Origin of the sequence: Pyrinomonas methylaliphatogenes (genome assembly GCF_000820845.2) — a bacterium.
GTDB lineage: Bacteria > Acidobacteriota > Blastocatellia > Pyrinomonadales > Pyrinomonadaceae > Pyrinomonas > Pyrinomonas methylaliphatogenes.
This window is the reverse complement of sequence record NZ_CBXV010000008.1, coordinates 446752-465693: the sequence shown is the minus strand read 5'-3', so window position 1 is coordinate 465693 and position 18942 is coordinate 446752. Positions and strand designations below refer to the sequence as shown.

The 18942-nt window shown below is 61.0% G+C and carries 15 protein-coding genes; 8 read left to right on the top strand and 7 right to left on the bottom strand.

Translation table 11 applies throughout. From position 1 onward, the window contains the following. Nucleotides 1-83: 83 nt before the first annotated feature. The gene (locus PYK22_RS13235; RefSeq protein ID WP_157770879.1) at nt 84-1961 is read right to left on the bottom strand and encodes a radical SAM protein; all 1878 of its coding nucleotides are present in this window, start codon (nt 1959-1961) and stop codon (nt 84-86) included. Nucleotides 1962-2252: 291 nt separating this feature from the next. Between PYK22_RS13235 and lpxA the strand changes: the two genes are divergently transcribed. Together lpxA and lpxD are read left to right on the top strand one after the other, a co-directional pair. Then, entirely contained in the window at nt 2253-3038 is a 786-nt protein-coding gene (gene lpxA, locus PYK22_RS13230) for an acyl-ACP--UDP-N-acetylglucosamine O-acyltransferase (RefSeq protein WP_041978014.1), read from the top strand. Between the two features lie 108 nt (nt 3039-3146). Further along, nucleotides 3147-4223: a UDP-3-O-(3-hydroxymyristoyl)glucosamine N-acyltransferase gene (lpxD, locus tag PYK22_RS13225; protein ID WP_041978011.1), complete on the top strand. Its 1077-nt coding sequence runs from the start codon at nt 3147-3149 to the stop codon at nt 4221-4223. 124 nt (nt 4224-4347) lie between these two features. Here lpxD and lpxB read toward each other — a convergent pair whose 3' ends face one another. Further along, nucleotides 4348-5535 carry a lipid-A-disaccharide synthase gene (gene lpxB, locus PYK22_RS13220; protein ID WP_041978009.1) on the bottom strand — a complete coding sequence of 396 codons (1188 nt, stop codon included), beginning with the start codon at nt 5533-5535 and terminating at the stop codon, nt 4348-4350. A gap of 194 nt (nt 5536-5729) precedes the next feature. Here lpxB and PYK22_RS13215 point away from each other — a divergent pair, with 194 nt between their 5' ends. The 3 genes from PYK22_RS13215 to PYK22_RS13205 all read left to right on the top strand — a co-directional run bounded on the left by PYK22_RS13215 (nt 5730) and on the right by PYK22_RS13205 (nt 9503). Continuing rightward, a complete protein-coding gene (locus tag PYK22_RS13215; protein ID WP_041978007.1) occupies nt 5730-8255 on the top strand; it encodes an LPS-assembly protein LptD in 2526 nt (841 codons plus the stop codon). A gap of 151 nt (nt 8256-8406) precedes the next feature. Then, a complete protein-coding gene (gene speD, locus PYK22_RS13210) occupies nt 8407-8805 on the top strand; it encodes an adenosylmethionine decarboxylase (RefSeq protein WP_041978005.1) in 399 nt (132 codons plus the stop codon). Next, complete coding sequence (locus PYK22_RS13205; protein WP_060635664.1) at nt 8796-9503, top strand: spermine/spermidine synthase domain-containing protein; 708 nt, start codon at nt 8796-8798, stop codon at nt 9501-9503. The genes speD and PYK22_RS13205 overlap by 10 nt, the downstream gene beginning before the upstream one ends. Here the strand turns inward: PYK22_RS13205 and PYK22_RS13200 are convergent. Both PYK22_RS13200 and mobA read right to left on the bottom strand, forming a co-directional pair. Beyond that, the gene (locus PYK22_RS13200) at nt 9481-10500 is read right to left on the bottom strand and encodes an alpha/beta fold hydrolase (RefSeq protein ID WP_041978002.1); all 1020 of its coding nucleotides are present in this window, start codon (nt 10498-10500) and stop codon (nt 9481-9483) included. The two genes, PYK22_RS13205 and PYK22_RS13200, sit on opposite strands and share 23 nt — an antisense overlap. Before the next feature lie 24 nt (nt 10501-10524). Then, a complete protein-coding gene (mobA, locus tag PYK22_RS13195) occupies nt 10525-11148 on the bottom strand; it encodes a molybdenum cofactor guanylyltransferase (protein ID WP_041977999.1) in 624 nt (207 codons plus the stop codon). Nucleotides 11149-11341: 193 nt separating this feature from the next. Here mobA and PYK22_RS13190 point away from each other — a divergent pair, with 193 nt between their 5' ends. Further along, the gene (locus tag PYK22_RS13190) at nt 11342-13186 is read left to right on the top strand and encodes a SpoIVB peptidase S55 domain-containing protein (protein WP_041977997.1); all 1845 of its coding nucleotides are present in this window, start codon (nt 11342-11344) and stop codon (nt 13184-13186) included. A gap of 113 nt (nt 13187-13299) precedes the next feature. On the opposite strand, the gene PYK22_RS13185 is transcribed toward PYK22_RS13190, so the two are convergent. The 3 genes from PYK22_RS13185 to PYK22_RS13175 form a co-directional block, all read right to left on the bottom strand. After that, nucleotides 13300-13779 (bottom strand): hypothetical protein, encoded by a 480-nt coding sequence (locus tag PYK22_RS13185; RefSeq protein ID WP_041977996.1) that lies wholly within the window; start codon nt 13777-13779, stop codon nt 13300-13302. A 79-nt stretch (nt 13780-13858) separates the two neighbouring features. Then, nucleotides 13859-16144: an ATP-binding protein gene (locus PYK22_RS16890; protein WP_157770878.1), complete on the bottom strand. Its 2286-nt coding sequence runs from the start codon at nt 16142-16144 to the stop codon at nt 13859-13861. Nucleotides 16145-16260: 116 nt separating this feature from the next. Further along, nucleotides 16261-16653 carry a response regulator gene (locus tag PYK22_RS13175; protein ID WP_041978996.1) on the bottom strand — a complete coding sequence of 131 codons (393 nt, stop codon included), beginning with the start codon at nt 16651-16653 and terminating at the stop codon, nt 16261-16263. 232 nt (nt 16654-16885) lie between these two features. On the opposite strand from PYK22_RS13175, the gene PYK22_RS13170 reads away from it, so the two are divergent. Next, the gene (locus tag PYK22_RS13170) at nt 16886-17458 is read left to right on the top strand and encodes a sensor histidine kinase (protein ID WP_041977993.1); all 573 of its coding nucleotides are present in this window, start codon (nt 16886-16888) and stop codon (nt 17456-17458) included. A gap of 61 nt (nt 17459-17519) precedes the next feature. After that, entirely contained in the window at nt 17520-18911 is a 1392-nt protein-coding gene (locus PYK22_RS13165) for a sigma-54-dependent transcriptional regulator (RefSeq protein WP_060635662.1), read from the top strand. The last annotated feature ends 31 nt before the right edge of the window (nt 18912-18942 follow it).

Here is an 18942-nt window from a genome sequence, read left to right as displayed (position 1 = left end):
GGCTTCTCCCTTCGCCTTTCTGATCCCTTTAGGGGGTGAACGATAAAGCCGCTGGCGATTCTCGAAGGCGGCGCGTCGCAGGCTCAAACTGCGACCTCTTCCTCTTCGAGGAGGTAGGGCGAGGTCGCTTGTCCCCCGAGCCCGCTCGACCCGCCGCAGCTGCTGCAACCCGTCGGCGTCGAACTAGCGTTGATGACGGGTAACGCGAGCGAATGTCGAGTCTTCTGAAGCGGCACGTGCTTACCCTTGGCGTAAACCGGATGGCGCCCATGCTTGCTGTACCACTCGGCCAAGTTGGCCGTCTTGTGCATGTTCTCGATGATCTGTCGCCAGCCGACGCCCGTGTTGTAAGCGCAGAAGGAGATCTCGCCTTCTTGCGTCCCGTAAGGGATGACGCACATTTCGGTGCGGCGGAAATCGTAGGTGAAAAGATCCTGAAACCACATGCCTTCGACGCACAGGACGCGCCACACGTCATCGGGATCATCGGCGCGTTGCGTCTTCATGCGGTCGTTGCGATCGCTATTGGAACTCGTCGAACTTGGCCGGAAAAGGTTGATGATCTGCGAGATGGGGAAGCCCGCGGGCGCGCTCGCCGCGTCATAGTTGCGCAGGATGGTCATGGCGAGTTGCGCCGCGGTGAGCTTTCGCCCGCGCGCCGTGTCGGTGATCACCGCGACGTCGCGCATGAACTGTTCGTAATCGAAGAACTTGAAGAGCGGCATCCATTCGCCCGTGCGCCGGTTGACGACCAGCAGCGTGAAGATGCCGCAGTTCGGATGGCAGTTGCAGCTGGACCAGCCCCAAGGCGCATCCGCCCCTTGCAACATGTCCATCACGCTCGTAAAGGCGGAGTAGGAGGAGAGCGGGAACCAATCGCGCATCGGTTCCAAACCGCCGCCGAGCTGGCGCTTGAGATCGTGCGCCATGCAGGCGAGCGTGTAGCGGTGGCGACGGCGCGCTTCGTCGCTGATATCCTCGTCGCGCCCCGTGAAAGAGACGGGTTGGAAGGCGATGGTTTGAATCTTGTCGATGTTCTTGATGGCGAACTCGACGATCTGCCCGATGGCGTCGTTGTTGATCTGATTGACGATGGTCGTCACGAGCGTGATCTTGACGCCGACGCTCGCCAGATTCTCGATGGCCTGCAACTTGACGTCAAAGAGATTGCCGACGCCGCGGTGGCGGTTCTTCTCCTCGGAGACGCCGTCGAACTGCAGATAGACTCCGTGCATGCCAGCCTCTTTGGCCGCGCGGCAGAACTCCGGATCTTGCGCGAAGCGTATGCCGTTGGTCGCCGCCAAGATGCGGTAAAAGCCGATCTTCTTGGCATACGCGACGGCATCCAAAAAGTGCGGCGACAGCGTCGGCTCGCCCCCCGAAAAGAGGATGATGATCTGGCGCCGCGGCTTGAAACTGACGGCGCGATCCAGAATCGCTTTAATGTCTTCGAACGACGGCTCATGGACATAGCCGACTTGATTGGCGTCCATGAAGCACGGATTGCACATCATGTTGCAGCGGTTGGTCAGATCGACGGTCAAGACCGCGCCGCGCCCGAACTTGATGGTCGAAGTGCCGTGTCGATGGACGTGCGCGTCTTCGGCGGCGCGGAAGTCGCGCCCGAAGAAGAGCGATTCGATCCGGCGCAGGAAGGCGGCGTCGGTCGAGAGCACGTCGGTGAATTCGCCGTGGACCGGGCAAGTTTTGCGGATGATGATGCGCCCGTCTTCTTCGAGGAGTTGGGCTTTGATCTCGCCGGGGTGCGCGTGCATCAGCGTTTCGAGCGAGACTTCGCCGCGGATCACGGCTTCGCGCACCTGTTTGACGCAGGTCGGACAGAGCGAATCGGTCTCGCGCGGAAAGCCGAGCGGCGGACTGGTCCGCTCGTATGATTTCAAGAGCGGTCCTGGCGCCCACCGCGGGCGGATCGCCTCGCCTTCGGGCAAGCGCGTGTTCACAGCTTGAAAGACTTTCCACGCGACGTTCGATAAATTCGATAAAAAGGCCGAGCCGCGAACTCCGTTAAGCCAACCCTTCAGTGATTCGTTGCGCCGGAAATGATCGCTGAACACTTGCTCTTAATCCTCCCGCGTTACGCTTGCCACGACAGATCTCAAATCGCCGACAATAACCTCACTTGCGCTCATCGAGCGCACGACATGATAATGATTTTCCGATCGGGAAGGCAAGGCTGTGGCGGGGCAAATTAAAGGCTTTTCATCCGACGCGAAGCCTTGCGTTGAAGCGATATGAATGTGCATCCCACGGCCATCATCGGCGCGCGCGCCGAAATTTCGCCTACCGCGCACGTTGGGCCATATGCCGTCATCGAAGATGATTGCGTCGTCGGCGACGGATGCGAGATCGGCGCGCATGCTGTCATCAAGCGCTTCACGCGACTGGGCCAGCGGAACCGCATCGGCGAACATGCGGTCATCGGCGGTGAACCGCAGGATGTTAAATTTCGCGGCGAACGGAGCTTCCTCATCATCGGCGATGACAACTTGATACGCGAGTTCGTCACCATTCACCGCGCTTGCGGCGAAGACGAGGCGACGCGCATCGGATCGCGCAACTTTATCATGATCGGCGCGCACATCGCGCACAACTGCCGGATCGGCGACGATAACATCTTCGCCAACGGCGTCGCGCTCGCCGGCCACGTCATGGTCGAAGATCACGTCTTTCTTTCGTCAAACGTCGGCGCGCACCAGTTCGTCCGCTTCGGGCGCTTTGCGATGGTCGGAGGAAAATCGAAGATCGTGCAGGACGTGTTGCCGTTCTTCACCACGGACGGAAATCCGGCGCGCGCCCGCGGAGTGAACATCATTGGACTGCGTCGCGGCGGAATGAGCGCGCCGGAGCGCTTGAACCTGCAACGCGCCTTTCGCCTTCTGTTCCGCTCGCGTCTGCCGCTCGAACAGGCGCTCGCGGAGCTGGAGATGATGGATGATCGGAACGTTGCGCATCTTGTCGGCTTCATACGCTCATCCAAACGCGGATGGACGCGCGCGGCGCGAGCCGAGGTCGAGTGATGTTTGGCAGCGGGAGCCAGAGCGAAGCGCGGCTTGCGATTCGAATCCGCAGTTGAGGCGGCGTGAAGTTTGATCCCTTTGGGTATGAACAAAGGAGCGTAAATGCAAATGAGCGCGCGGAAGATGAGGGTCGTCGAACTGGCCGCGCTTGTCGGCGGCAAACTTCGGGGCGACGGCGAGTTGATGATCGAAAGGATCGCCGCCCTCGATGATGCGGGCGAAGGCGCGATCGCCTTTGTCGAAGGCGAGCGGGCGATAGAGCGTGCCGCCGAGAGCCGCGCCTCCTGTTTGATCGTGCCGGAGGGCGCGCCGTGCCGCGCCCCGGCGTGCATTGAGGTGAAGCAACCGAAACTAGCTTTCGCGCGCATCGCCGCTGTGCTCCATCCGCGCGAAAGGCGCGCGCCCGGGATCGCCGCGACGGCCATCATCGCGCCTGGCGCGCGCATTGCGGCGACCGCCTACGTCGGACCTTACGCGCGCATCGGGGCCGGTTCGATCATCGGCGAAAGGACGGAAATTCACGACGGTGTGTCGGTCGGCGCGGGCGTGAAGATCGGCGACGATTGCGTCATCTACCCGAACGTCGTCATCTACGATGGCGTCGCAATCGGGGATCGCGTCGTGCTTCATGCAGGCGTCTCGGTTGGCGCGGATGGTTTCGGTTACGTGCGCGACGCCGATGGTTACTGCAAGTTCCCGCAGATCGGCACGGTCATCATCGAAGACGACGTCGAGATCGGTGCCAACACGTGCATAGATCGCGGCGCTTTGGGCGCGACGCGCATCGGTCGCGGGACGAAGATCGACAATCTGGTCCAGATCGCGCACAACGTGCAGATCGGCGAGCGCGTCGTCATCGCGGCGCAGACGGGCATTTCGGGCAGCACCGTCATCGAGGATGATTGCGTCATCGGCGGCCAAGTCGGCATGGGCGATCACGCGCGCGTCCGCCGCGGCGCCGTCATCGGCTCGAAGGCTGGCATCCTGCCGGGCAAGATCGTCCGTCCGGGCGGCATCGTGTGGGGCATTCCGGCGCGTCCGCTCGATGAGTACAAGCGATTGAACGCGCTTTGGGGAAGGTTGCCCGAGCTGCGCGCCGAAGTCGAAGAACTCAAAAGAGAGGTGCGGGAACTGAAGGCGCGCCTTGCGACATCCTCAACCGAAGATCAACGGGAGATGCAGTGACGCCTCGCGCGAAACGGGCGCGCCGATCGACAAAAGACGATCGGTTAGAGCGATCGCATTGGACCGACCGGTTTAAGCTTGAGCTTGCAGATGTTCGGTTAGATCCCGTCACCGGGGGCGTCGTTTACGGATCGCCGCTTCTCCATTCGCGAAGGGCTTGAAGGATGATCCGAGCGGCGCGCTCGCTTGCGCCGTCAGGACCGAGTTTCGCTTTCGTCTCGCGCAGCTCGGCGCGCATCGAGCGGTTCTTCTCATCGTCGAGTAAGAGGAGCAGTTCGCGCGCCAATCTTTCCGGCGTAAAATCGCGTTGGATGAGTTCCGGGGCGATCCTCCTGCCCGCGATCAGGTTGACCAGTCCGACATCATCCGTTTGAATGAGCCGTCCGAGCGTGTGCCAGTTGATTGGCGATTCGCGGTAGACGATGACGAGCGGCGTTTCGAGAAGCATGGCTTCGAGCGTCGCCGTCCCGCTCGTGACGGCGGCGACATCGGCTGCGGCCAGCGCATCGCGCGTTTCATGTTGGACCAGTCGCAAGATGCGCGGTTTCAAACGACAAGTGGAGATGATCGTTTCGGCCTCCGCGCGCGCGCGCGATGGCGCGAGTGCGATGACGAACTGGACATCGGGCCGGTCTCTCTCGATGAGGCTTGCCGATTCGAGCATAGGCGGCAGGATGCGTATAAGTTCTTTGTGACGGCTGCCCGGAAGGAGCGCGATGAGCGGGCGGGCGGGATCTAGATCGTGGGCGCGGCAGAACTCCGCGCGCGTGCGCCGTGCCGAGACGGCGCCGACCAGAGGATGTCCGACGAAGCGGACGTGCGATACTCCACGCGCCGCGTACCACTCGGGTTCAAATGGTAGGATCGAAAGCAGCAGATCGACGTCGCGACGGATGCTCTTTATGCGCCGCGCGCGCCACGCCCAAAGTTGCGGGCTGATGTAGTAGATGACGCGCACCCTCTCCTTGCGCAAAGCGCGCGCCAGTCGCAGGTTGAATTCGGGCCAGTCGACGAGGATTGCGGCATCGGCGCGACGGCGCCGCGCCGCCTCTTTCAGTTGTCGATAGACGCGCCAGAAACGCGGGAGCGCGCGCGCGACCTCGAAGACGCCCATGATCGCCAGATCGTCATCCAGCGTGACGGACTCCACGCCCGCTTCGCGCATCTCGTGGCCCGGTTTACCAAACAGCTCGAAACGCATCTGCGGCGCCGATTGGCGCAGGGCGCGCACGAGCGCGGCGGCATGAGCATCGCCCGAAGCTTCGCCCGCGACGATCAGCAAACGCAAGGTTTCACGCGCCTCACTCGCCATCGCCAAACGAAAATATACGAGGGCCGAGGGGTGTGACAAATAGGCGAGACATCATCGGGAAGGGGCGCGGCTGGCCCACATCGCCGAGGGCTGATCGAGTGCGCGTAGCTTCGGAATCGAACTGGCCTAGTTTGTCTTTAGCCGAAACGGCGTGCTAGCATTCGGGTTCCTTCACGCGATTCGAAGGAAGAGGGATGACGCGCGCAAGGTTCGGGGAAGAGATCGGGAAGTGGTCGCTCGCTTCGCGCGGCAACGTCATTGTCGCGTGTCTCATCTCGATCTTCTTTCTTGGATTTTCGTTCGCGCAGGAGCAGAATCCGGTCGAGCAGCGGGTGACCAATCCGATCACCGACACGCCGAGCGTCAATCCACCGGTCCGTAACCAATCGCTTCGTCCGCGCCTGCCCGTAAGAGCGGAAGGGGCGGCGACGGGCGAAGAGTTGACGGTCGATGCCGATAGGTTCACCGTCTCCGGTCCGCCCGAAAAGCGGGTCTTCGTCTATGAGGGGAATGTCGATGCGCGCATCGGCGTCTATCGCCTGCAGGCGGATAGGGTGAGCGTTTATGAGGCCGAAAATCGCGTCGTCGCCGAGGGCCGGGTCATCCTCGATCAACAGCTCGAACATGGCACGCAGCGCATAACGGGGACGCGGGCCGAGTGGAACTATGCGACGAAGACGGGCTACTTCGTCAACTCGACCGGTTTCACCAGTCAGACGCAGGACGGCACTGTGCTCTACTTCACTGCGGAGCGCGTGGAGAAGGTGAGTGCCGATACGATCATCATCGTCAATGGCGAGGTCACGGCCTGTGACGAGGAGGTGCCGAAATGGAGCTTTCGCGCGCGGCATGTGGAGATACGCCTGAACGATCGCGTGCGCTTGCGGGCGCCGGGCTTTTACGTGAAGGGGCTGCCGGTGCTGCGTTTACCCTATGCCTCGATCCCGATCAAAAGGCGTGATCGCGCCTCCGGGTTTTTGACGCCGACCTTCGGCTTTTCGGGGAGCAAGGGCTTTCGTTTTTCGGATGCCTACTACTTAACGCTCGGGCGCTCAGCCGATTTGACTCTGCGCGGTGACATCTACACGGCGCGCGGCTTGGGCTTCGGTGCCGATTTGCGCACGCGGGCTAACGAACGCTCGCATTTGAACGTCGGATTCTTCGCCGTCAAAGATCGCATCTTCGGCGAAAAGGAAGGGCCCAATGCGCCGAATCAGGGCGGATCGAGCCTTTACGTCGATGGCGTGCATTACTTCGCCAATGGCTTCCTCGCCGTCGCCGACGTGAACATCACTTCCAGTCTGGCCTTTCGGCAAGTCTTCTCGGATTCGATACAGCAGGCGGTCTCGCCCGAAGAGCGGCTGCAGATCTTCATCAATCGGAACTTCGGCGATTATAGCTTGAACTTCCTCGCCAATTCGCAGACCGTCACGCTCTCCGGCGTGAGCATACGCACGCGCCGCTTGCCGAGCATCTCGTTCGAGAAGCGGCCTTCAGTTTTAGCTCTGCTCGAACGGCTGCCGCTCTACTTCTCGCTCGAGAGCAGTCTCGAAGGCGTCAGTCGCAAGGAGACTTTTGAGGATCCAGCGCTTCTCGCGCGCGATAAGATACAGAACGCGATCGTCACGCCCTCGATGGTGCAACGGTTAGATCTATTCCCGCGCTTTGACATTCCGTTCTATTTCGCCGGCTGGTCGGCGACCATCATGACTGGGTTGCGCGCGACCTACTACTCGAATTCGCTCGACCCGGCGACGCGGCAGGTCACGAGCCGCGATCTTGTGCGCAATTATGGCGAGTTCGAACTTGATCTGCGCCCGCCAGCGTTGGCGCGCGATTTTCGCGCCGATGATGGCTCTTTCCGCTTTCGCCACGTGATCGAACCTTACGTCACATATCGGCGCATCGCGGGGATCGGCGATGACTTCAACCGGATCATCATCTTCGATGAGAAGGATGCCATCGCTGACACGAACGAGATCGAGTATGGCATCGTCAATCGCTTCTTCGTGCGCCGATCGACGATGAGTCCGACCGGCAAGGCGTCAGACGATGAGGGGCAGCCGTATGAAGCGCTCTCCATCACCGTTCGCAACAAGTACTTCTTCGATCCCTTCTTCGGCGGGGCGCTCGTGCGCGGGCAGCCGAATCAGTTCTATCCGATAGACACCTTCTCCGGTTTCAGCTACGGCGGCGCGCCGCGGCGCTTTTCGCCGATCAACTTCGAGGTGCGCTACCGCCCGCTTTCGGATCTCTTCACCGATGCCCGCCTCGACCTCGATTCGGGCGGCGATGGCGTGCGCGCGCTCGCGCTTACGCTCGGCGTGGATCGGCGGGCGATCAAGGTCCACCAGACTTTCTACTACACGCGCGCCATCGGGCTGGCGCCCAGTTTGCAGCCGTATGCCGATGAGCGCGGCAAGGAGCCGGGGACATTGCCGGGATCGCAGTGGAGCCCGTCCCTCTTCGTCGGCAACACCGAGCGGGGCGTCTTCGGCGGCGCCTCCTTCTTCTTCGATTTCCAAAATCGTCCTAACAAGAACTCTTCGCTCATCAGCTCGACCGTCACGCTCGGTTACGCTTTCGATTGCTGCGCCATCACGGTGCAGAACTTCAGCTTCAACGTCGGTTTGCGGCGTGAGAACCGGTTCGTCTTCAGCTTCCGTTTGAACGGCATCGGGACGATCGGCACCGAGCCGGTCGGTCAACGTACCCGCTAAGGCCGAGTCATTGCCAACACATTCGGCGTTTCGCGTGCGATGGCGCGCTAATGGCCCATTTTTGCTTGACATTCGTTTCATCTTCGCCCATCATCACAAATTCGTCTGCGCCAACGCTGGTTGACTTCACGCGGGAGGGGTTTATGTTCAGATGAAAACGCTCGGAAGGCAGCTTCTCGTCGAACTGTTCGATTGCGACAGAGATCTCCTTAACGATGCCACGCTTGTCAAACAAGCCCTACTCGATGCCGCACAACAAGCGAATGCCACGATCATCGATGCGGTGCTTCACAAATTCAGCCCGCAAGGCGTCAGCGGCGTCGTCGTCATCGCTGAAAGTCATATCGCCATTCACACGTGGCCTGAGTATGGCTATGCCGCGCTCGATATCTTCACCTGCGGCGAAACTGTGGATCCGTATTTGATCATGAGATTGGTTGCGCGCCGCCTTGCCGCCGGTGAGCATAAGGCGACGCTCGTCGAGCGCGGACTCATCAGGCACAGGATCCCAGCGGAGGAGAGGCCGGTAGCGCAAGCGCGATGTGGTTGACGGAAAAGGTTACGCCGACCTTCGAGGTTCGGTTGCGCCTGAAAAAGAGGCTCTACCGCGCGCGCTCCTCCTACCAGCGGATCGAGGTCGTCGAGACTTTCGATTTCGGGCGCGTCCTGCTGCTCGATGGGCTGATCCAACTTTCGACCAAAGATCAGCACCTCTACCACGGCGCGCTCGCCGATCGGGGGTTCGCTTTTGCGCCTCATGCGCGTCGCGTGTTGATCATCGGCGGTGGCGATGGCGGGTTGCTAACGGCTGTTTTACGCCGATCGGAGGTCGAGTTGGTCAGGCTTGTGGAGATCGACGAAGAAGTCATCGCCTGCTCAAAAAGATTCTTCCCGCAGCTTGCGCGCGGATTCAAAGACCCTCGGGCGGAGATCGTCATCGAGGATGGCGCCGCTTACGTCCGCCGCGCCCAAGGCGAGCAGTTCGATCTGATCATGGTTGACGCGCCCGATCCCGTAGGCGAGGGCGCGAAGCTCTTTGCTGCCACTTTCTACCGCAACTGCGCGCAGCTTCTTGCGCCCAAAGGGGTGCTCGCCGCGCAGAGCGAATCCCCCTATTTTTACCCGCAGATCTCGCGGCGCGTGCGCCGCGCCTTCACCAGAATCTTCCCGCGCGTCGAACAGGAGACAGTGATCGTGCCGAGTTATCCCGGCGGATCGATCGGTTTCACCTTCGGCCTCGGTCGCTGAGGCTTCGCCTCAGGCTCGTCTCGTACGTGCCGGGAGCGGGGGTATTGAGGGTGCGATTGAAGAATTCGATCACGCGCCGGTCGTAGGCTTCGCCTTGTTCGCCCGTCGCCGAGACGACATTCAGGCCCGTCAGCGGAAGCGCGTCGTGAAGCTCGAGATGAGTTGAGAGCGGGAGGCAACGGGCCAGCTGGACGGTCGAGCTACGCCAACGACTGGCATCGCTTCCGGCCAGCAGCAGGACCTCGCGACCCTCGAGGTGGCGAGCGAAGTCGCACGTCTTTGCGTCATCGTAATCTTCGAACAGATAGAGCCGCGTGCCGGAGCGCGCCAGGAGATCGAGCCAAGCGTTGGAGAATCCCATGTACCGCGCGACGGCGGCATGTAGGATCGCCGAGGGTGAGGCGGGCACGGAATCGAGCGCAAGGGCGCGCACTTGCGGGTTACGCGCGCCTGCGCGCGCGGCAGCATAGGCGCCCAGTTCCACGCCGTATAGACCTATCTGATCGCCGACCAAGGGCGTGCCGCGAGGTGTGCGCAGCGTGCGCAGGAAAGAGATGGCGGCCAGGACGTCCTCGGCCTCGCGTGCGCCGAAGGATGTCCGCTTGACCAAAGGTTGAGGACCGTGCCCGCGCAAGTCTGGCCACAACACGGTGAAGTTGGTCGCTTCGTTCAGCTTCACGCCGAGATTGAAGAGCCATGAACGGTCCGTCCCGTAAGCGTGAAGGAGGATGATGGCGGGCGCCCCTTCAGCGCCGCGCAGTAACCATCCGCGCGCTGCCGTGCCATCCGGGTTAGTCCACGTCTCTTCGGTGGCGCGCAATCCGCGATCGCTCAGGCGGGTGAACTTCTCCGGGGTCACCAGGTAATCGCGGTGTGGCGGGTGAGTGATTTGATAGACGAGCCAGGCGGTCACGCCGCCGATGGCGATGACGAGCAGCAAGATGATCGGCAGCAGCGCCTTGAGGAGCTTTCTGATCCGTCGTCGTCTTGATGGCATACTGTATTCGCTGCACCCATGAAATCAGGACGCTTGCTCTAAAGCGGAGGCTCGCGCGTAATCCGTCGGTGAGTTGACGTTGAACAGCAGTCGCTCAGCGCCGGGCAGATGGGCGTATTCTTCGCTGGCGATGTACCTTACGTCGAGTCGCTCGAGCAGCGCGCCAACTCTCCTTTCTCCAGATCGGAGCAATGCGCTTGCACGCTTCAGGCACGGCTGACTTTTGTAGAGCGCGCATAAAGGTTGTGCCCGTCCATCCGCTTGGATCGGGACGATCGCTTCGCTTGCGCTGCGCGCCTGCACAAGCAGGGCGAGGAATTCTGTCGTAATGAAGGGGAGATCGCAAGCGACGATGAGCGTCCAAGGGGATCTGCTTGCCGAGAGCGCGGCGTGAATCCCGCCTAACGCTCCGCAATCGGGATAGAGGTCATAAACCGTCGGGAGCGGCCAGGGGCCGCTTCGCGCGCGCGAACTGACCAGACGGAGATCGCGTGTGACGGGGGCCATGGCGCGGGCGACCCGCTCGATGAAATCGAGCGCGCCGAGCTTCAGCTTCGCCTTATCGCGTCCCATGCGTTTTGAGGCGCCGCCGACGAGGATGAATCCATCGATCTCGCTCGGGATGGTCGGTGGTGATTGGTCAAACATCGCGCTTGCGACCCGATTTTTGAGATGTCGATCTCCCCTGTCGGAGCATCTAAGCAGATGCCGAACCTTATCACGTCGCGCGTGCGCCGACAAGACGAAGCTTGACCGGCCTTTTGCGCGCGTTCATAATCGAACGCAGGGTGCGGGCTGAGGGACCAAACCGGCTTAGAGTAGTGCGAGGAAGGGAGCATCGATGCTGAGGTTTTCAAGAAAGCTCATCGCCGTCCTCTTTGCCTTTTCATCTCTCGCCGCTGCGCAGCAGATGCGCAGCGACAGGCCGCAGATCTTCCCGTTGGAGGAGGTGCGGGCCGGGATGAAGGGGGTCGGGCGCACGGTCTTTTCCGGGTCTGAACCGGCGGAGTTTGGCGTAGAGATCCTCGGCGTGCTGCCCAACTATCCAGGGCCACGCCAATCGGTGATCATCGCGCGTCTTTTCGGTCCGCAAGTCGAAAAGACCGGCGTTTTCGCCGGGATGTCCGGTTCGCCCGTCTTCATCGACGGCAAACTCGTCGGCGCGATAGCCTACAGTTTCCCTTTCTCGAAGGAACCGATCGCGGGCATCACGCCGATCGAACAGATGATCTCGATCTTCGAACAGGGGCAGGTGAGCCCACCCCGCCGACAGGCGCCGCGTCAGGTCTCTTTCAGCGAATTGACCGGGGCGAGATGGAAACCCGAACTGCCGAAAGCGCCTCTTCAAGCGACGACCTTCATCGCTCCAGTCGCAAGCGGCTCGCCGCTTGCTTCCCTTCTGGGCCAGCAGCTATCTCCGATTGCGACGCCCGTCGTCTTCAGCGGCATCTCTTCGGACGCGCTCGCTCTTTACGCGCCGCAACTTCAAGCGCAAGGACTGTTGCCCGTAGCCGGGGCTGGCGGTGGCGCGGCGATCACGCCGCTTGCTAAACCGACCGAAAAGACGCTCGCTCCGGGCGCTTCGGTGAGCGTGCAGCTTGTGCGCGGCGATTATTCGATCGCCGCTTCGGGAACGGTGACGATGCGCGATGGCGAAAAGGTCTACGCCTTCGGCCATCCTTTCTTGGGGCTCGGCAGTGCCGACATGCCGATGAGCGAAAGCTCGGTCGTCTCGGTCATCCCGAGCGCATACAACTCCTTCAAACTCACGGTGCCGGGGCAGATGGTCGGGCGTTTGGCACAGGACCGCGCGACCGGGATTCTGGGGCAGCTCGGCGAGGCACCGAAGATGATCCCCGTGAGGATCAATCTGCATACGAGCCGCGGGCGGACCGAAAAGTACGTTTATGAGGTCGTCAGCGATCAGTTCTTGACGCCGCTTCTGTTGAACATCACCGTTTACAATACGATCGCGGCGAACGAACGGAGTTTGGGCGATTCGACGGTCAGCGTGCGCGGCGAGATCGCCCTTAGAGGGCAGGAGCGAGTTCATCTCGAGCAACGTTTCTCCTCATCGGACGCGCCGCTTCTGGCGGCTAACACGGTCGCAGCGCCGGTTGGCGCGTTGCTCGAAAGCGGTTTCGAAGGGGTAGAGATTCAAGGCATCGATCTCGACATCGACTCGATCGACGTGCGACTTACCGGCACGCTCGATCGGATCGCGCTCGATCGGACGGAAGTGGCGCGCGGCGAGACCGTCGAGGTTCAGGCCTTCATACGCACCGAGTCGGGCCAGCAGATCGTCCAACGCATCCCGGTCGAGATCCCTGCGGATGTCCCGACGGGGCGTTTGCTGCTGTTTGTCGGCGACGGCGGAGCGCTCGAGCAGAGCATGGCGGCACGAAGCTTCGTGCCGAGGGATCTGAGTCAATTGGTCAGCGCGATCAATCGCTTGAAGAAGAACGACCGGCTCTATGTCAAGCTCTTCCGCCTGACGCCGGGAGCCGTGATCGGCACCGATGAGCTTCCCAATCTGCCCCCATCCGTGCTCGCGATGCTGAGCAGTCAGCGCACGGCGGGCGGCTACACGCCGATGCCGCTATCGCCGATTTACGAACGGGAATTGCCGCCCGCCGAATTCGTCATCGAGGGGCAGCAAACGCTTGAAATCGAAGTGGTCCGGTAGCTGCTCGGAGCGGTTGGTTTCTATCGAGGGCGTTCGACGGACAGGTTAACTCTTGAACCTCACGGTTGGATCTCGCAATTGATCGCGCGCCACTCGCGCGTTCGACGGACGGGTTAGTTCTTGAACCTCACTGCCACCACTTCCATCTTGATGTTGGCGCGGACGGCCTCTTTGCTGATGCCTTCGAGGAGGACGCGAGCTTGCATCGTCTCATTGGGGGCTAGCTCCGCCTTCTGATTGGGGATGACGGCGACAGTCCTCTCTTTTACCGGTTTGCCGTTAAGATCGACCACTGCGCCGTACACTTCTAGCCCGTTGATCGTCCGCCCGGTGAAGTTGCGCACCGTGCCCTGCAAAGTCATCACGATGTCACCTAGAGCGCGCGTCGATTCGAAAGCTTCGACCGAATCGAGGACGATCCTGTCGCGGTAGCGCTCGAATTCGGGGGAGCCGGCGCGAATCGCCCCTTGAAGCTGCGCCGGTTGCGGCACATTGGCGATGGGACGATAGAGCAGGTATATGATGCTGGCGACGAGAACCGCGCTGACGATGCCGACGACGATGAAAATGGTCCGTCTAGAGTTATCCGCCATAGACTGCTCCATGAGAATTGAATGCCCGCGGGTGAAACGAGCTGGATTTATCTATCATCATTGCCTGCCAGGCGCAAGCTCATTGGCGGGCCTGTGGGCCATTGATCAGCGATCCGGTTCCGGTCCGTTGCGCGACGGTTCGCGGCCAGACGATGCGGAAGCGGCTCCCGTGTCCAACGCGACTTTCGACTGCGATCTCGCCGCCGAGCAACTGGACGATCTTGTGCGTGATCGCCAATCCTAGACCGACGCCGCCGTAGGCGCGCGTCAGACGGTCGTCGGCCTGCCGGAAACCTTCGAAGATGAAGGGCAAAGTCTTCTCCGGGATGCCGATCCCCGTGTCGCTCACTTCGAGATACCAGGAATCTTCGTCCCCATTCGCGGCTCTGATCGTGACGATGCCATCTCGCGTGAATTTGATGGCGTTGCTCAAGAGGTTGAAGATGACTTGGGCGAGCTTATCGCGATCGGTCGTCACCGTGTCGAGATCGGGCGCGATCTGTGTAATCAATTCGATTCCTTTGGCGCGCGCCTCTTCGGCGAAGTCTCCGACCAAAGACGAGATGAGGCGCGCGACATCGACGCGCTCGAGCCGCAGCCCGGCGCGCCCCGCTTCGAGGCGCGAGTAATCGAGCAGCGCATTGACTTGGGTTAAAAGCGCGCGCGCGTTGCGTTCCATGCGCTCGACGATCTCGTGTTGCAGCGGGCTGAGCGGCGTCTCGCTATCACGTTCGAGCAGGCGGCAGAGGCCGATGATGACGTTGAGCGGCGTGCGCAGTTCGTGGCTGACGTTGGCGACGAAAGCCGATTTCAAGCGATCATGTTCGCGCAGCCGTTCATAGGCTTCGGCCAGTTTTCTGTGGTGGCTCACCTCTTCCGTCACGTCGCGGAATACGGCGACGGCGCCATCGTGTCGGCCACGTTCGCCGATGAGCGGCGTGGCGCTAATATCGATGATCCGCTCCTCTTGAGCGAAGGTGACGAAAAGCAGTCGCTCGTTGCTTACGGGTTCGCCGCGCTCCAAGGCGCGCCCGAGCGGCGTCTCGATCGGGGCCAAGCGTTTGCCGTCGAGCGTGAGCAGGTGAAGTGAGTTGAGCAGACGCCAGATGCTCTCGCCCCGTTCGTTCGGTTCGAGCGCGAGGATGCGCGCCGCCTTCGGATTGACGCGATATGCGCCTTGGGCATCGACGATGATGACGCCTTCGTCCATCTGGTTGACGACGCTCTCCAGCTCTGCGGCGCGCGCCCGCTCCGCCGCAAAGGCGGAATGGGCGAGGCGCTCGGCCCGCACGCGATCCGATACCTCCGAGATGATCAAGATCAGATCGGCGCGCGCGACCGATTCGCGGATGGGCCACAGGATCACATCCCAGAAGGTCTCCTGCTCGGCCCGCTCGTCGAGCTTTATCTTCAAACTGTAATTGATGAAAGGGCGGCGGACGCGGCGCACATCTTCGATCGCTGCGCGCAGGGGCAAGAACGGCCTAGCGGCTTCGTACAGGTTGTGGCCGATCAGATTGGCCGGTGAGCTGTTGATGAAACGGGCGAAGGTCGGATTGGTGCTCCTGATCGTCAAGGCGTCGTCGAGCACGGCGACGCCGAGCGGCAGACTGTTCAGCACCTCCTCGGTGAAAGCGCGCTGATGCTGAAGTTCGGTGAAGCGTTCCTCCAAACTAGCCGCCATCGCATTGAAGCTTTGGGCGAGAAGGCCGACCTCGTCGCGCGTCTCCACGGCAATTCGCTCATGAAAACGCCCTTCGCCGAAGGTGAGGACCGCTTGGGCCAGGCGGCTGAGCGGGGTCGTGAAGCGCCCGACGGCCCAGATCGCCAGCATGGTCGAGGTGATGAGCGCCAAAGCCCATGTCGCCATCAGCGCCAGCACGGTCCACGTTGATCGAGTGTATTCCGGAAGCCCGACGGCCACGCTCCATCCGTATGGCTCAAGACGGCGAACGCTCGTCGTGCGCTCGATCCCATCGCTCCACATCTGCTTGCTCAGAACCGGCGCCAACTGAAGCGGCGCCGACGCCCCGTTGAGCGGTCGCCCATCAGGAGCGATGACGACGATGGAGACCTCCACATTGTTGGGAAACTGGTCGCGCAAGGTGGCATAGAGTCGAGCGATCTCGTCGCTCGACAGAGGGGCGGCGCTCCCGTCGCGCTCTTCGAGCCAGAGTCTGAGCTTATTGGCTGCGGTTGTGGCCCCTAACTGGACGATGATTCGCTCATGCTCGGCGACGCTTTGCCGATAGCGGTTGATCTGCAAAAGGCTCACGATGAGCAGCGGGAGCGAAAGCAGGACGAGCATGATCAGCAAGCGCGCTCGCACGCTGTGCTTGATGCTATCTGTCTTGACCTCACTCATCGTGCTTCTCGCATAAACTTTTAGCCTCGTCCATAAGGCAGCGACGCGAGCCACGCAAAGCCTCAGATCAAAATGGCAAGTCTCGTGCCATCTTGATCGACGCGCTCTTTGGCCGCCTAGTGCGGTGGGAGAAGGCGCTGCAGCAAGCTCTCTAGCTGATCGAAATCGACCGGTTTAGCGATGTAGTAATCGCACCCTGCGGCGAGCGCTTCGGCTTGAAAGTCGCGCACGTCGTGGGCCGAGACGGCGATGATCGGTATTCGCTGTAGATCGGGCTGTTGGCGCATCTGGCGCGTCGCTTCGAGACCATCTATCACCGGCAGGCTCAGGTCCATCAGGATCAGATCCGGAGATTCGCGCTGGGCTTTTTCGATCGCCTCGCGCCCGTTGATCGCTTCGATGACCTTGTAGCCGCACATCTCAAGCAGACGCCGCATCATGAAACGACTGTCTTCGAAATCTTCAACCACGAGGATCGTGTACGGCGCGTTGTGGGCGGCTCGTGTCATCTTCGCTCCGGGTTTAAGTTTGTACGCCAAAACCTCCCCGTTAGGCAAATCGGCGAAAGGACATCTCGAAAAACGTTTAGCGCGGCTGCGCGGTTTCTGCTAAGATAACGCATCGAACTGCGACACTCGAAGGCGACCGGGTGAGTTCAATTAATACACTCTTTCTCGGCGCGGCGTCCGAACTGAAATCGGGTTTGTGGGATGATCCCGAGATCCCAAGGCGAGGATTTGCATGGATCAGGTGGCGTTGGCCGAACTCGGGCGGGCTTTCGCCGAAACCGCTCACGACATCAAGAACCGTCTCGGCGGTCTGAAGCTCTACGCGACCTTCCTGCGCAAGAAGCTGGCGCAGGGCGAACGTCCCGTTGATGAGCTCGAGGCGCTCGATAAGCTCATCGCTGGACTGGACGGCGCAGCTGAAGAGTTAGCCTATGTGGTCAGATACGCGCGCCCCGTGACCTTGCAAACGCGCGCCGAGATCGATTTAGTGCAACTTGTCAGTCGTATCGGGAGCGAGTGTGGGCACGCTATCGTTTGCGAGTCGGATGAGTGCCGCGGTCAGTTCGATGGGCTCGCGTTGAGCGAGGCTTTGCGAGCGTTGTGGGCGGGGGCGCGGGACAGCCAGTTGAAGATACGTCTAAAGCGCGACGGCGCTGGGGCCGTGATAGAGTGGCAGGATACAGCCAGCGAATCGCATTTGGCCTCCATACGGCGGATGTATGGTGAGCGCATCGTCTGCGCACATGGAGGTCGGGTCGAGCGGAAGAGCGCGCTCGTTCGGGTGAATTTGCCGCTCGGATCTTGAGCTTATCCGCACGCATCTTGGAGAGACGTTTACGGAAATTCAGGGTGAGGAGGCGTCAAGGGTGGACAGAAAAGATGTGCGCATTCTCGTCGTTGACGATGAGCCGATCATGAGCGATGCGCTCAAACAGAACTTGAGCGCAGAGGGCTATCGGGTCGATACGGCGGCGAACGGCGCTGAAGCGATCGAGCTCTTCGATCAAGCGGGCCATCACCTAGTCCTCTGCGACCTTATGCTGCCAGACATGGATGGCATGGGCGTGCTCAAGCACGTCAAGGACACGCGCCCATCGACGGAGGTCATCATGATCACCGGCTACGGTTCGGTAACGCGCGCGGTCGAAGCGACGAAGGCGGGCGCGTTCTACTTCGTCGAAAAGCCTTTCGAGTTCGATCAGCTTCATATCCTCATCGAAAAGGCTTTGGAACGGCGGGCGCTTGTCACCGAGACGGAGAACATGCGTCGGCAGCTTTCGACGCGAACCGAGTATTTCAACATCATCGGCGCCTCCAAAGCGATGCAGAACATCTACGAGACGATCGAGTCGGTCGCCAAATCGGATGCGAACATCCTGATCGTCGGCGAGTCGGGGACGGGCAAGGAGTTGATCGCCAACGCCATCCATTATAACTCGCATCGCGCCAAAAAACCCTTCATCAAGGTCAACTGCGCCGCCTTGCCGAAAGAGTTGATCGAATCGGAACTTTTCGGACACACCAAGGGAGCTTTCACCGGCGCTTACGCTGACAAGGACGGGCTCGTGCAGCACGCGGCTGGCGGTTCGCTCTTGCTCGACGAGATCACGGAGATGCCCATCGAATTGCAGCCGAAACTCCTTCGCGTCCTGCAAGACAGAAGCTATCGCAAGCTCGGCTCGGAGAAGACCTACGCCGCTGACTTCCGCTTGATCACCTCGACCAATCGCATGCCCGCCGATGCCATCCGCGAAGGGCGTCTACGCGACGACCTCTTCTATCGCATCTCGACGATCACGATACATGTGCCGCCATTGCGCGAGCGGACCGAAGACATACAGCTTTTGGCCGAACATTTTCTGAAGACCTACGCGCGCAAGTATCAGCGCCCGATCACGGGCATCTCGCAAGCGGCTTATGCGCGCTTGTTCGCCCACTCGTGGCCCGGTAACGTGCGCGAACTGCAGAACGTCATCGAACGGGCCGTGCTGCTGGCGAAAGGCAATAAGATCGAGCCGCACGACTTGCCGTTCGACAACGGTTCGTTGCCGGGGGGAGGAACGCAGCAAGTGGCATGGGACGTGCCGCCGAACATGACGCTCGAAGAGATCGAGAAGTTTGTCATCGAGCGGACGCTGCAACGAACAGGCGGCAACAAACAGGCGGCGGCGAATATCCTCGGCATCTATCGCCCGCGCCTTTACAGCAAGATCAGGAAGTACAAGATCGATCTGAACTCGCTCGGCTCCTCATCCTGACTCGCGAGTCGCCTGTGGGTGGACGAAAGAT